An 11,765-nucleotide genomic window follows, 5' to 3' on the forward strand; every position below is an offset into this window, starting at 1 on the left:
AATCTAACGCCCCGCTAACGCAAGGTCAGTCATGGACACCCAACAACGCATCAAGCAAATCGTCGACGAAAACCAGGTCGTGCTCTTCATGAAGGGCAACGCACAATTCCCGATGTGCGGCTTTTCGGGCCGCGCCGTCCAGGTGCTGAAAGCCTGCGGCGTCGACCAGTTCAAGACGGTCAACGTCCTCGAAGACGACGAGATCCGCCAGGGCATCAAGGCATTCTCGAACTGGCCGACCATCCCGCAGCTCTACGTGAAGGGCGAATTCATCGGCGGCTCGGACATCATGATGGAGATGTACCAGTCGGGCGAACTGCAGCAACTGTTCGCCGCCGCGTAATACGCCCTCCTTTCGATGGCCTCTCCCAGCGCGCCGCCACGCCGGCTGATCGTCGCGATCACCGGCGCCACCGGCGCGATCTACGGCGTACGGCTGCTCGACCTGCTGCGCGCCGCCGGCGGCGTCGAAACGCACCTGCTGATTTCGAACGCCGGCTGGCTCAACATCCAGCACGAACTGAAGCTGTCGAAGGCCGATGTCGAAAGCCGTGCGGACGTCGTGCATTCGGTGCGCGACGTCGGCGCGACGATCGCATCGGGGTCGTTCGCGACTGACGGCATGGTGATCGCGCCCTGCTCGATGAAGACGCTCGCGAGCGTCGCCCACGGGCTGTCCGACAACCTGATCACGCGCGCAGCCGACGTCACGTTGAAGGAACGCCGCCGCCTCGTGCTGATGGTGCGCGAAACGCCGTTCAACCTTGCGCATCTGCGCAACATGACGGCCGTCACCGAAATGGGCGGCATCGTCTTCCCGCCGCTGCCCGCGTTCTACGCGATGCCGAAGACGATCGAGGAACTCGTCGACCAGACCGTCACACGCGTACTCGACCTGTTCGCGCTCAGCGCACCGCTGACGACCCCGTGGGCCGGTATCCGGCACGCGCAGTAAGCGAGTACCCCACGATCCGTTCGCCGCACATCTGCGCCGCTTTTCACTGAAATTCACTCAATTTCGCGCATACAGCGTCCAGCTGCCGTGAAGCGCACGGCGCCGCCCGGATTATCAACAAACAAGCGTCAATCAAATTCCCGATCGCGGATTTATCAATATCCGGTGCGCGCCTATAGTCACAGGCAAATCCCTTTGCAGGCCACCACCATGAACCGCTTGCCTTCGCTCTACCTGTCCCACGGCGCCCCGACGCTGCCGATCGACCCGACGCTGCCGTCCGGCGCGTTCACGCACCTCGCCGCCGAATTGCCGCGCCCGCGCGCGGTGCTGATGCTGTCCGCGCACTGGGGCACGCAGCGCCCCGTCGCCAGCATTGCCGCACATCCGGAAACGATCCACGATTTCTACGGCTTTCCGCAGGCGCTGTACGACATCCGCTACCCGGCGCCCGGCGCGCCCGACGTCGCCGAACGCGCGGCTGGGCTCCTGAATGCGGCCGGCATCGAGACCGCGACGACCGAGCACGGCCTCGACCACGGCGCGTGGGTGCCGATGCTGCTGATGTTTCCGGAAGCCGACGTGCCGGTGGCGCAACTGTCGATCCAGCCGCGCGCGGATGCCGCCCACCACTTCGCGCTCGGCCGCGCGCTGCGACCGCTGCGCGACGAGGGCGTGATGGTGATCGGCTCCGGCCAGATCACGCACAACCTGCGCGCCGCCGATTTCGGTGCGGCACCGGAGGATGCGGATCCGCGCGTCACGGAATTCACCGACTGGTTCGAGGCGAAGCTGGCCGCGCGCGACGTCGACGCGCTGCTCGACTACCGCCGGCAGGCGCCGCACGCGGCGCTGATGCATCCGACCGACGAGCATCTGCTGCCGGTGTTCACGGCGCTGGGCGCGGCGGACGACGACTACCAGCTCGGCATCCAGTCGCTCGGCACGTACCAGCGCGTGCTCGCGATGACGAACTACGTGTTCGCCGGCGCGGCCGCCTGAGCGGTCGCGCGGCAGCCGCCGACCGCCCAACAAAAAACCCGCCCGAGCATCGCTCGGGCGGGTTTTTTTACGCTGCTTGCTGCCGCCGCCGAATCCGGCGGCAGGTCACGCGTCAGGCACCGACCCCCTCGAGGATCTCGTCGTGCGATTCACGCTCGTCGAGATACTTGGTCCGGTAGCCGGTATTCACGCCCCAGAAGTAGAACACCAGCGAGATCGCCGCGACGACCACCATGTCCCAGCCGTACGGCAGCACGCCGTGGCCGCCGAACTCCTTGCTGCCGATCAGCGACAGCACGGCCATCGTCGGCAGGTACGCGACCAGCCACCAGGCGGCCTTCAGGTCGTCACCCCAGCCGGTCCAGCCCGACTTCGCCTGGAAGTAGAAGTACACCGGCAGCGCGACGATCATCAGCAGGATGATTTCGCCCGTCAGCGGCCACTTCGCCCAGTACAGGATCAGCGACGCGCAGACGAATGCGAACGGGGCGATCAGCTTCATCAGCGGAATCGACAGCGGACGCTCGATGTCGGTCGCCGAACGGCGCAGCGCCATCAGGCTGATCGGGCCGGTCAGGTAGGAAATCACCGTCGCCACCGAGATCACTGCCGCGAGCGAGCTCCAGCCGCGGAAGAAGAACAGGAAGATGAACGACACGAGCAGGTTGAACCACATCGCCTGGCGCGGCACGCCGTAGATCGGGTGCACGTTGCCGAACATCTTCGGCATCGTGTTGTTGCGCTCCATCGCATAGATCATGCGGGTGGTCGTCGCCATGTAGGTCGTACCGGTGCCGCTCGGGCTGATGAACGCGTCGACATACAGCAGGATCGCGAGCCAGTTCAGGTTCAGCGCGATCGCGAGTTCCGCGAACGGCGACGAGAAGTTGAAGTGCGCCCAGCCCTTCGCGACGTCGGCCGGATTCACCGAGCCGATATACGCCATCTGCAGCAGCACGTAGATCACGAGCGCGAGCAGAATTGACGTGATCACCGCGAACGGCACGCTGCGCGACGGGTTGCGCGCTTCACCGGCCAGGTTCACCGGGCTCTGGAAGCCGTTGAACGCGAACACGATGCCGCTCGTCGCGACCGCGGTCAGCACCGCCGACCAGCCGTACGGCGCAAAGCTTGCATTCGATGCCGTGCCGAGGTTCTCCGCATGGAAGCTCGTCAGCATCAGGCCGAGGATCGTGAGGCCGGGGATCAGGAACTTGAAGATCGTGATCGCGGTGTTCGCCCGCGCAAAGGCCTTGACGCCCCAGTAGTTCAGCATGAAGTAGATGACGACCAGCACGGCCGACAACAGCAGGCCGAGCGTCTGTAATTCGCCGTTCACGAACAGTGCGTGCGCCCAAGGATACGGCCACGTGCTCATGTACTGGATCGACGCTTCGGCCTCGATCGGGATCACGGATACGATCGCGATCCAGTTCGCCCACGCACTGATGAAACCGACCAGCGAACCGTGCGAATAGCGCGCGTAGCGCACCATTCCGCCCGACTCGGGGAACATCGCGCCCAATTCCGCGTAAGTCAGTGCAATGGCAAGAATCACGACAGCGCCGATGATCCATGCGCAGATCGCCGCCGGACCGGCAATCTTCGCGGCCTTCCAGGCGCCGAACAGCCAGCCCGAGCCGATAATCGAACCCAGCCCCGTCAGCATCAATGCAAACGGGCCGATGTTCCGTTGAATAGAACTCTTCACATCCTCTCCTGTGTCTCAAAAAGCATGGTCGGCCCGCGGTCCGGGATCGGCTCGGACAGCACCGCGCACGCAATTTTGGGGGGGTGTGTCACCCGATCGGGGCAACCCGTCCACGCGGCGCGTAGTTTAACGGTTGCACCTCAAACGTGGCGCCAAAATCGTTCGGCCCCTACAAAAAATTCGCATCGTTTGCAAGCTTTGTAAACCTGATCTCCGCAATAACCCTGAGTCCATGGAAATACGGTTGACCACGCGGTTGATAAGCCGTATAAAGGACTTCGCAGGATTTCAAGTGGCGAGTGAATTGGTTCTTTCGTAGTTCGCCCATCAACGGTACTCCGGTTGGTCCTATTACCCCTTCCTTGATTTTCCGCACCCCATGGGCCTCGGCCCCGTTTTATCTTTTTAGGAACAAGTAACATGGCAACCGGTACCGTCAAGTGGTTCAATGACGCAAAGGGCTTCGGCTTCATCACCCCGGAAGGCGGCGGCGACGATCTGTTCGCGCACTTCTCGGAAATCCGCGTCGAAGGCTTCAAGACGCTGCAAGAAAACCAGAAGGTTGAATTCGAAGTGAAGACGGGCCCGAAGGGTCTGCAAGCTGCGAACATCCGTCCGGTCTAAGCTTGGCGCGATAATTCGTGAAAAAAAGCCCCGCTTCGGCGGGGCTTTTTGTTTTTCGGCGCCGGTCGACCGGCATCGCGGCCTTTCAGCCGCCCGCATTCAACCGAACAATCGCTGCGCGTGAATGCCGAGGCCCGTCGCGACACTCGCGAGGCGGTCGCCGAACACCGGTTGCGCATCCGGGAATGCACCCGCGAGCGCGCCCGACAGGAACGCGAGCCCCGTCGAGCCGCCGGTGAAGTACAGGGCGCCGACATCGCGCGGCGCCACGCCCGCCAGCCGCACCGTCTCGCGCGCGGCGTCGACGATGCGTGCGGTGTCGTCGCGGCTCGCGTCGACGAGCCGGTCGGCATCGAATGCGATCTGCAGATCCTCTTCCACGTCGTTCAGGTCGATCATCGTCTCCCCGCCCGCCGCGACGCCGATCTTCGCTTCTTCTGCACGCGCCATCAGCGCATGCCCGAGCCGCTGCTCGACCACGCTCGTGAGCCGGTCGTACTGCTGCACGTCCCGGTACAGGTGCTTCATCAGCTTCAGCTCGCCGAGCCGCTTCGGCGTGTAGACCGTGTTGATCAGGTGCCAGGTGGCGAGATCGAAGTAGATCTTGTTCGGCAACTCGCGCCCTTCGGGGTCGAGCGAACGGTAGCCGAATGCGGGCAGGATCGCCGCCAGCTCGACACGCCGGTCGTAATCGGTGCCCGCGACGTGCACGCCGTGGTGGGCCAGCACGTCGTCCTTGCGCTCGAGCCGCGCCATCCGTTCGGGCCCGACGCACACCAGCGAGAAGTCGGACGTGCCGCCGCCGATGTCGGCGACGAGCACGAGGCGCTCCGCCTGCTGGCGCGACTCGTAGTCGAACGCGGCCGCGATCGGTTCGTACTGGAATTGCACGTCCGCAAAGCCGACCGATCGCGCGGCGGCCTCGAGCTGGTCCTGGGCGAGGCGGTCGGCGCGCGGATCGTCGTCGACGAAGAACACCGGCCGGCCGAGCACCGCGCGGCCGATCGGCGCGCCCGCCCGGGCTTCGGCCTTGCGCTTCAGGTGCGTCAGGAAGCGCGCGATGATTTCGGTGTACGCGATCGCGCTCCCGTCGCCGAGATCGGTCGTCGTTTCCGCGAGCGGCGAGCCGAGGATGCTCTTCATCGAGCGCATCAGCCGGCCGTCGAAACCGTCGATATAGGAAGCCAGCGCCGCACGGCCGTATTCGACCGTCTCTTCGTCGTTGTTGAAGAAGATCGCGGTGGGCAGCGTCAGGTGGTCGCCCTCGACGGGCGCGAGGCGCATGCCGTCGCCGTCGGGCAGCGCCACGGCGGAATTGGACGTGCCGAAATCGATCGCGCAGTAAGTCATGGGAAGTTGCCGCAGCAGGGCCGGCGCGAAAACGGAAAGGACGGGCTTTTTAACATGAAGCCCGCGGGATCACAACCGGGGCCGGCCACCAGTCCCGCGCAACGGGCCCGGGAGGCGGCGCCGCGCAACCTGGCGCGCCGGAGAGCGATGCGGGCGGGATGCGCGACGCAGCCCGTCCGCCAGGCAGGTCAGGCTACCGCGTCGAAACCCTTCTTCCACGCGCCCGCATAGACGACCTCGCCGATCGCATGGCGCGTGCGCGGCGCCTTCTCGCGATCGCGCAGCACCGGATCGAGCTTGTCGACGTTGCCGTAGTGACCGAGCGAGATGATCGCCGGAATCGCGACGTCGGCCGGAATCGCGAACGCATCGCGGAACGCCTTCGCGTCGAAGCCGCTCATCTGGTGGGCGGCCAGGCCCAATGCATGCGCCTGCAGCACCAGCGACATCGCGGCGGCACCCGCGTCGTACAGCGCGGTGGGAGCCGGCTCACCCTTCGGCGTGAGCGTGTGCGCGGTCACCGCGATCAGCACGGGCGCCGGCGCATTCCAGCCCTGGTTGAACGGCACCAGCGTCGCGAACGCGCGTTTGAACGCGTCTTCGTCCTGCGTGCGGTCGAATACGATGAAGCGCCACGGCTGCGCGTTGTACGCGGACGGCGCCCAGCGGGCGGCTTCGAGCACCGCGTGCAGATCGCCGGCGCTGACGGCTTCATCCGAATACGCGCGCGGGCTCCAGCGGCCCGCGATCAGGTCGTGAATCGAAACAGTGGTGGGAGCAGGTTTGACGGACATGCGGTTCCTCGCTGACATCGATGAAGGGGCGCGAACGCCCTGGCGAACCGCAAGCATACCCGCTTGAGCCGATGCGCGCCCGATCCTCCCGCGCTATGCAAATCTCCGTGCGTGCATTGCCCGGCCATCCGTCGCGCGGCCGGCCGGGCCATCGGATTGCCGCGCTCAGGCCGCCTGCGCGGCTGCGCGCGACGGGCCGCGGTTGATCCGCAGCACGATCAGCGCGCCGACGATGCACAGCCCGCCCGAGATCATCGACGCGATCGTGTAGGTGCCGAGGCTCGCGCGCAGCAGCCCCGCGCCGAGCGCCGCGAACGCCGCGCCGAGCTGGTGGCCGGCGACGATCCAGCCGAACACGACCGGCGCCGCGGCCTTGCCGAACACGTCGGTCGCGAGGCGCACGGTCGGCGGCACGGTCGCGATCCAGTCGAGCCCGTAGAACATCGCGAACAGCGGCAGCCCGAAGAAATCGACCCCGAACGCGTGCGGCAGGTAGATCAGCGACAGCCCGCGCAGCCCGTAGTACCAGAACAGCAGCACGCGGTTGTCGTAGCGGTCGGACAGCCAGCCCGACAGCGTCGTGCCGAACAGGTCGAACACGCCCATCGCCGCGAGCAGCGACGCGCCCTGCACTTCCGTCATCCCGTAGTCGCTGCACATCGCGATCAGGTGCGTGCCGACGTAACCGTTGGTGCTCGCGCCGCAGATGAAGAAGCTGAAGAACAGCAGCCAGAAATCGCGCGAACGGCTCGCGGTCAGCAGCGTACGGAACGCGACCGTGAGCGGGTTCTCCTTCGTCGCCTCGGGGGCGGACGGCGCATCGGCCGGTTCGCCGTACGGGCGCAGCTGGACGTCGGCCGGCCGTTCGGGCAACAGGAATGCAACCAGCGGAATCACGATCGCGGCCGCGACCGCGACGACCAGCACGACCGGCCGCCAGCCATGGCGCTGCGCGATCGCCGCGAGCATCGGCAGGAACACGAGCTGGCCGGTGGCCGTGCTCGCGGTCAGGATCCCCATCACGAGGCCGCGCCGCGCATGGAACCAGCGCGTGACGAAGGTCGCGGACAGCGTCAACGCGACGACGCCCGTCGAGCAGCCGACCATCAGGCCCCAGATCACGACCATCTGCCAGCTCTGCGTCATCATCGACGACAGCGCGACGCCCGCGCTCATCGTCACGAGCGCGGTGAGAATGGTCGGACGCAGCCCGAAGCGCTGCATCGCGGCGGCCGCGAACGGGCCCGTCAGTCCGTACAGCGCGATATTCACCGAGATCGCCAGCGAAATCGCCGCGCGGCTCCAGCCGAGTTCGCGCTCGAGCGGCACCATCAGCACGCTCGGCGTCGCGCGCGTGCCGGCCGCCGCCAGCAGGATCAGGAATACCACCGCCGCCGCGAGCCATCCGTAGTGGAAGCGCCCGCCGATTCGTGTCACCGCCCAGTTCATCTTCGCGTTCTCCAGTTGGCGGCTCCGGTGCCTCCGCACCCGCGCCGCTCGCCCTGCCAGGCCACCTCCGCCGCACGCTGCATCGGCTGACCCGGGCCGACGCTTGGCATTTGTCTGTCGATCCGGTTGGCTTTGTTACCGACCGGTCACAAGTGTGTTGCGATCGTAGTGACCAATCGGTAACATGTCAAGCAATCCAATATGCAGTCGAGGGTCATCATGTCGGGCATCGAGATCGCCAAACCGCTGCCGCGCCGCACGCGCCGGCCGATCGACGGCGCCACCGCGCAGGAGCACCTGCTGCGCGCCGCCGAGGAGCTGTTTTACAAGGAAGGCGTCCGGACGGTGGGCGTCGAGGCGGTGGTGGAGCGGGCGGGCGTCAACAAGATGAGCCTGTATCGCCAGTTCTCGTCGAAGGACGAGCTGATCCTCGCGTACCTGGAGCGGATGGATGCGTGCTTCTTCGACCGCTTCAACACGAGCGTCGCGAAGCACCCGGGCCAGCCGAAAGCGCAGCTGATCCAGTATTTCGTCGATCTCGCCGAGCGCGCGACGCAGAAGGATTACCGCGGCTGCCCGTTCGTCAACGTCGCCGCCGAATTCCCGGATGCGTCGCACCCGGCGCGCGAGCGCGTCGCGCAGAACAAGGAACAACTGATGAAGCGGCTCGTCGCGCTATGCGAAGACGCCGGCGCGCGGCAGCCGCAGGCGCTCGCCGACTCGCTCGCGCTGGTGATCGAAGGCATCTACGCGGCAAGCCAGACCTACCGGCACGGCGCAACGCCGATCGGCGTCGCGCCCGCGCTCGTCACGCAGTTGATCGAGGCCGCCTGCGCGTGATGGCGCGCCCGCTACAATGCGGCCCTCGCCGCCCTTCCGCCCGACTGGTTTCACGATGACCGACACCCGCCCCGAATCGCACGACGACATCCTCGCCGCCACGCGGCACTGGCTCGCGCGTGCGGTGATCGGGCTCAATCTGTGCCCGTTCGCGAAAAGCGTCTATGTGAAGGAACAGGTGCGCTACGCGATCAGCGAAGCGACGACGCTGGAAGACGCGCTCGCCGAACTCGAAACGGAACTGCGCGCGCTCGACGCGGCGGACCCGCAGCAGATCGACACGACGCTCGTGATCTTCCCGCATGCGTTCGCCGATTTCATCGACTACAACGATGCGCTGTTCTTTGCCGACCGGCTGGTGCGGCAACTGCGGCTCGACGGCGTGCTGCAGATCGCGAGCTTCCATCCGGACTACCGGTTCGAGGGCAGCGAGCCCGACGACATCGAGAACTACACGAACCGCGCGCCGTACCCGATCCTGCACCTGCTGCGCGAGGACAGCATCGCGCGCGCGGTCGACGCGTTCCCGGACGCGTCCGCGATCTACGAAAGGAATCAGGAAACGCTGCGGCGCCTCGGCCATGACGGCTGGCGCGAATGGATGCGCCGGCCGAGCGACGACGTCTGACGCGACGTGCAACGTGCGACGTGCAACGGACGGCGTGTAACGTGCGACGGGCGGCGTACAACGTGCGCCGCACGCGACGCGCCCGCCCACGCGCAGGTCAGCCGGCGGCCGGTTCGACGACCTCGCCGCCCGCGGCCGCGGCCTCCGGCACGAAGAAGCGTGCGTTCAGCTCGGCCAGCCCGAACATCCCGAGGATCTCGTTCAACCGCTCGCCGGGCCGCCGGCGCGGCAGGTTCTTGTACTGCGCGATGATCAGCTCGTTCTTCATCGAATGCTCCCAGCCGACCAGCTCGGTCACGCTGACCTGGTAGCCGTGCGCTTCGAGCTGCAGGCAGCGCAGCACGTTGGTGATCTGGCTGCCGAATTCGCGCGTATGCAGCGGATGCCGCCACACCTCCGTCAGCGCGTTCGCGAGCGACTTGCCCTTGTTCTTGCGCAGCACGCCCGCGACTTCCGCCTGGCAGCACGGCACCAGCACGATGTGCTGCGCGCGCTTCGCGAGCGCGAAACGGATCGCGTCGTCGGTCGCCGTGTCGCACGCGTGCAGCGCGGTGACGACGTCGACCGTTTCAGGCAGTTTCGGCGACGTGATCGAATCGGCGACCGACAGGTTCAGGAACGACATGCCGCCGAACCCGAGCCGCGCGGCAAGCTCGGCCGAACGCGTGACGAGCTCCTCGCGGGTCTCGATCCCGTACACGTGCGACGCGAACGCCGGCGTGCCGTGCCCCGGCTGCTGCTTGAAGAACAGGTCGTACAGGATGAAGCCGAGATACGACTTGCCGGCGCCGTGATCGACGAGCGTCACGCTGCCGCGCTCGGCCTGCACGCCGGCGAGCAGCGGCTCGATGAACTGGAACAGGTGATAGACCTGCTTCAGCTTGCGACGGCTGTCCTGGTTCAGCTTCCCGTCGCGGGTGAGGATGTGCAGTTCCTTCAGCAGCTCGACGGACTGCTCCGGGCGGATTTCGTGGGTCTTGTTCGACATCGTGATGCGGCGCCGGGCCACGGTCGGTCGACCACGGCCCGGCGGCGGGAATTCGTGAGGAATGGCGACAGTTTACCGAAAATGCGCGGTCAGGCTCGTGCGCCGAGCCGCCAGAGCGACGTGACCTCGGCCTGGCGTGCCGCGTGCAGCGGATCGTCGGCATCCATCGCCTTCGGGTGAGCGGGACGGATGTCGTCGCGGCCAAGCACGACGAGGCCGGCTTCGTCGATCCATTGCAGCAGCGTGTCGCGCGGCCGCAGGCCGAGATGCTCGGCGAAATCGGACAGGATCAGCCAGCCTTCGCCGCCCGGTTCGAGGTGCGCGGCAAGCCCCGCGAGGAAACCGCGCAGCATGCGGCTGTCCGGATCGTAGACCGCGTATTCGATCGGCGCGCTTGGCCGGGCCGGCACCCACGGCGGGTTGCAGACCACGAGCGGCGCACGGCCGGCCGGGAACAGATCCGCCTCGACGACTTCGACGCGATCCGCGTGGCCCAGCCGTTCGACGTTCTCGCGCGCACAGGCGAGGGCCCGTGCGTCCTGGTCGGTCGCGACGACACGCTCGACGCCGCGCGACGCCAGCACGGCCGCCAGCACGCCGGTGCCGGTGCCGATGTCGAACGCGAGCGATGTCGCCGGCAGCGGCGCGCGCGCGACGAGTTCGACGTATTCGCCGCGCACCGGCGAGAACACGCCGTAGTGCGGATGGATCGGCGCGCCGCCGAGCGCCGGGATCGGCACCCCTTTCTTGCGCCATTCGTGCGCACCGACGAGGCCGAGCAGTTCGCGCAGCGACACGACCGACGGCGCGCCGCCGGGCCCGTACGCCTCCTCGCATGCGGCACGCACGTCGGGCGCGCGGCGCAGCGGGATCGTGTAGTCGGCCTCGAGCGGGATCAGCAGCATGCCGAGCGTGCGGGCGCGCTGCGACTGCGCGAGGCGATGCAGGTTGAATGCGTCGACGCCGGCCGCGGCTTTCGCCTTCTTCGGCTTGCGCTCGACACGGCGCGCCATCGCCTGCACGAGCTGGCGCGCATTCTGGAAATCGCCCTGCCAGACGAGCGCGGTGCCCTCGCAGGCGAGACGGTAGGCCGCGTCGGCGGTGAGGCGGTCGTCGGCAGGCACCGCGCGCTTCGGCGGTTGCACGCCGGCTTCGGAGCGCCAGCGCACGGCATGTTCGGCGCCGTCGGCGTCGGTCCAGTGGAAAACAGGGAAATCGGTCACGCGAACTCGGTTACGGTTGGCTTCAACGGGCGGCGCGACTCTATTGCGGGCGCCGCGCGGCTCACACCTTACCGCGCTTTGCCCGCGCGGCAAAGCGCGGGGCCGGCCCGCGCCGCGCGCCGCGGAGACCGGCGGGGAGCGGAGGAGCGGTGGGGAGGGAAAGAGGGTATGGCAGGGGGGAGAGACGGGGTGTGGGTGAGG

Annotated in this window: 12 protein-coding genes; 6 read left to right on the forward strand and 6 right to left on the reverse strand. The window is 67.0% G+C overall.

What is annotated here, in order from left to right:
* Positions 1-31: 31 nt before the first annotated feature.
* From grxD to G3N98_RS20355, 3 genes are all read left to right on the forward strand, one after another.
* Positions 32-343, forward strand: coding sequence for a Grx4 family monothiol glutaredoxin (gene grxD / locus G3N98_RS20345; RefSeq protein ID WP_006477066.1), 312 nt, complete (start codon positions 32-34; stop codon positions 341-343).
* A gap of 15 nt (positions 344-358) precedes the next feature.
* Positions 359-955 (forward strand): UbiX family flavin prenyltransferase, encoded by a 597-nt coding sequence (locus tag G3N98_RS20350; protein WP_048251007.1) that lies wholly within the window; start codon positions 359-361, stop codon positions 953-955.
* Between the two features lie 210 nt (positions 956-1,165).
* Positions 1,166-1,957 carry a class III extradiol ring-cleavage dioxygenase gene (locus tag G3N98_RS20355; RefSeq protein WP_175239789.1) on the forward strand — a complete coding sequence of 264 codons (792 nt, stop codon included), beginning with the start codon at positions 1,166-1,168 and terminating at the stop codon, positions 1,955-1,957.
* Positions 1,958-2,069: 112 nt separating this feature from the next.
* On the opposite strand, the gene G3N98_RS20360 is transcribed toward G3N98_RS20355, so the two are convergent.
* Positions 2,070-3,668, reverse strand: a complete 1,599-nt coding sequence (locus tag G3N98_RS20360) for an APC family permease (protein ID WP_089472067.1) — start codon at positions 3,666-3,668, stop codon at positions 2,070-2,072.
* A gap of 420 nt (positions 3,669-4,088) precedes the next feature.
* On the opposite strand from G3N98_RS20360, the gene G3N98_RS20365 reads away from it, so the two are divergent.
* Positions 4,089-4,292, forward strand: coding sequence for a cold-shock protein (locus G3N98_RS20365; RefSeq protein ID WP_006477070.1), 204 nt, complete (start codon positions 4,089-4,091; stop codon positions 4,290-4,292).
* A 99-nt stretch (positions 4,293-4,391) separates the two neighbouring features.
* Here G3N98_RS20365 and G3N98_RS20370 read toward each other — a convergent pair whose 3' ends face one another.
* The 3 genes from G3N98_RS20370 to G3N98_RS20380 form a co-directional block, all read right to left on the reverse strand.
* Positions 4,392-5,642, reverse strand: a complete 1,251-nt coding sequence (locus G3N98_RS20370) for an Hsp70 family protein (RefSeq protein ID WP_089472066.1) — start codon at positions 5,640-5,642, stop codon at positions 4,392-4,394.
* Positions 5,643-5,830: 188 nt separating this feature from the next.
* Positions 5,831-6,436 (reverse strand): nitroreductase family protein, encoded by a 606-nt coding sequence (locus G3N98_RS20375; RefSeq protein WP_089472065.1) that lies wholly within the window; start codon positions 6,434-6,436, stop codon positions 5,831-5,833.
* 165 nt (positions 6,437-6,601) lie between these two features.
* Complete coding sequence (locus G3N98_RS20380) at positions 6,602-7,885, reverse strand: MFS transporter (protein WP_089430534.1); 1,284 nt, start codon at positions 7,883-7,885, stop codon at positions 6,602-6,604.
* 219 nt (positions 7,886-8,104) lie between these two features.
* Between G3N98_RS20380 and G3N98_RS20385 the strand changes: the two genes are divergently transcribed.
* Positions 8,105-8,725: a TetR/AcrR family transcriptional regulator gene (locus G3N98_RS20385; RefSeq protein WP_206149057.1), complete on the forward strand. Its 621-nt coding sequence runs from the start codon at positions 8,105-8,107 to the stop codon at positions 8,723-8,725.
* Between the two features lie 55 nt (positions 8,726-8,780).
* Positions 8,781-9,353 carry a DUF1415 domain-containing protein gene (locus G3N98_RS20390; RefSeq protein WP_206149055.1) on the forward strand — a complete coding sequence of 191 codons (573 nt, stop codon included), beginning with the start codon at positions 8,781-8,783 and terminating at the stop codon, positions 9,351-9,353.
* A 97-nt stretch (positions 9,354-9,450) separates the two neighbouring features.
* Here G3N98_RS20390 and G3N98_RS20395 read toward each other — a convergent pair whose 3' ends face one another.
* Together G3N98_RS20395 and G3N98_RS20400 are read right to left on the reverse strand one after the other, a co-directional pair.
* Positions 9,451-10,341 carry an SAM-dependent methyltransferase gene (locus G3N98_RS20395; protein ID WP_089424408.1) on the reverse strand — a complete coding sequence of 297 codons (891 nt, stop codon included), beginning with the start codon at positions 10,339-10,341 and terminating at the stop codon, positions 9,451-9,453.
* 89 nt (positions 10,342-10,430) lie between these two features.
* Positions 10,431-11,564 (reverse strand): class I SAM-dependent methyltransferase, encoded by a 1,134-nt coding sequence (locus G3N98_RS20400; protein ID WP_089472060.1) that lies wholly within the window; start codon positions 11,562-11,564, stop codon positions 10,431-10,433.
* Between the last annotated feature and the right edge of the window lie 201 nt (positions 11,565-11,765).

Origin of the sequence: Burkholderia sp. Tr-20390 (assembly GCF_017104595.1) — a bacterium.
Classification (GTDB): domain Bacteria; phylum Pseudomonadota; class Gammaproteobacteria; order Burkholderiales; family Burkholderiaceae; genus Burkholderia.

Excerpts from the sequence above, each read along its gene's own strand:
- grxD (WP_006477066.1), top strand. The coding sequence starts at position 32 with ATGGACACCCAACAACGCATCAAGCAAATCGTCGACGAAAACCAGGTC.
- G3N98_RS20350 (WP_048251007.1), top strand. The coding sequence starts at position 359 with ATGGCCTCTCCCAGCGCGCCGCCACGCCGGCTGATCGTCGCGATCACC.
- G3N98_RS20355 (WP_175239789.1), top strand. The coding sequence starts at position 1,166 with ATGAACCGCTTGCCTTCGCTCTACCTGTCCCACGGCGCCCCGACGCTG.
- G3N98_RS20365 (WP_006477070.1), top strand. The coding sequence starts at position 4,089 with ATGGCAACCGGTACCGTCAAGTGGTTCAATGACGCAAAGGGCTTCGGC.
- G3N98_RS20370 (WP_089472066.1), bottom strand. The coding sequence starts at position 5,642 with ATGACTTACTGCGCGATCGATTTCGGCACGTCCAATTCCGCCGTGGCG.
- G3N98_RS20375 (WP_089472065.1), bottom strand. The coding sequence starts at position 6,436 with ATGTCCGTCAAACCTGCTCCCACCACTGTTTCGATTCACGACCTGATC.
- G3N98_RS20380 (WP_089430534.1), bottom strand. The coding sequence starts at position 7,885 with ATGAACTGGGCGGTGACACGAATCGGCGGGCGCTTCCACTACGGATGG.
- G3N98_RS20385 (WP_206149057.1), top strand. The coding sequence starts at position 8,105 with ATGTCGGGCATCGAGATCGCCAAACCGCTGCCGCGCCGCACGCGCCGG.
- G3N98_RS20390 (WP_206149055.1), top strand. The coding sequence starts at position 8,781 with ATGACCGACACCCGCCCCGAATCGCACGACGACATCCTCGCCGCCACG.
- G3N98_RS20395 (WP_089424408.1), bottom strand. The coding sequence starts at position 10,341 with ATGTCGAACAAGACCCACGAAATCCGCCCGGAGCAGTCCGTCGAGCTG.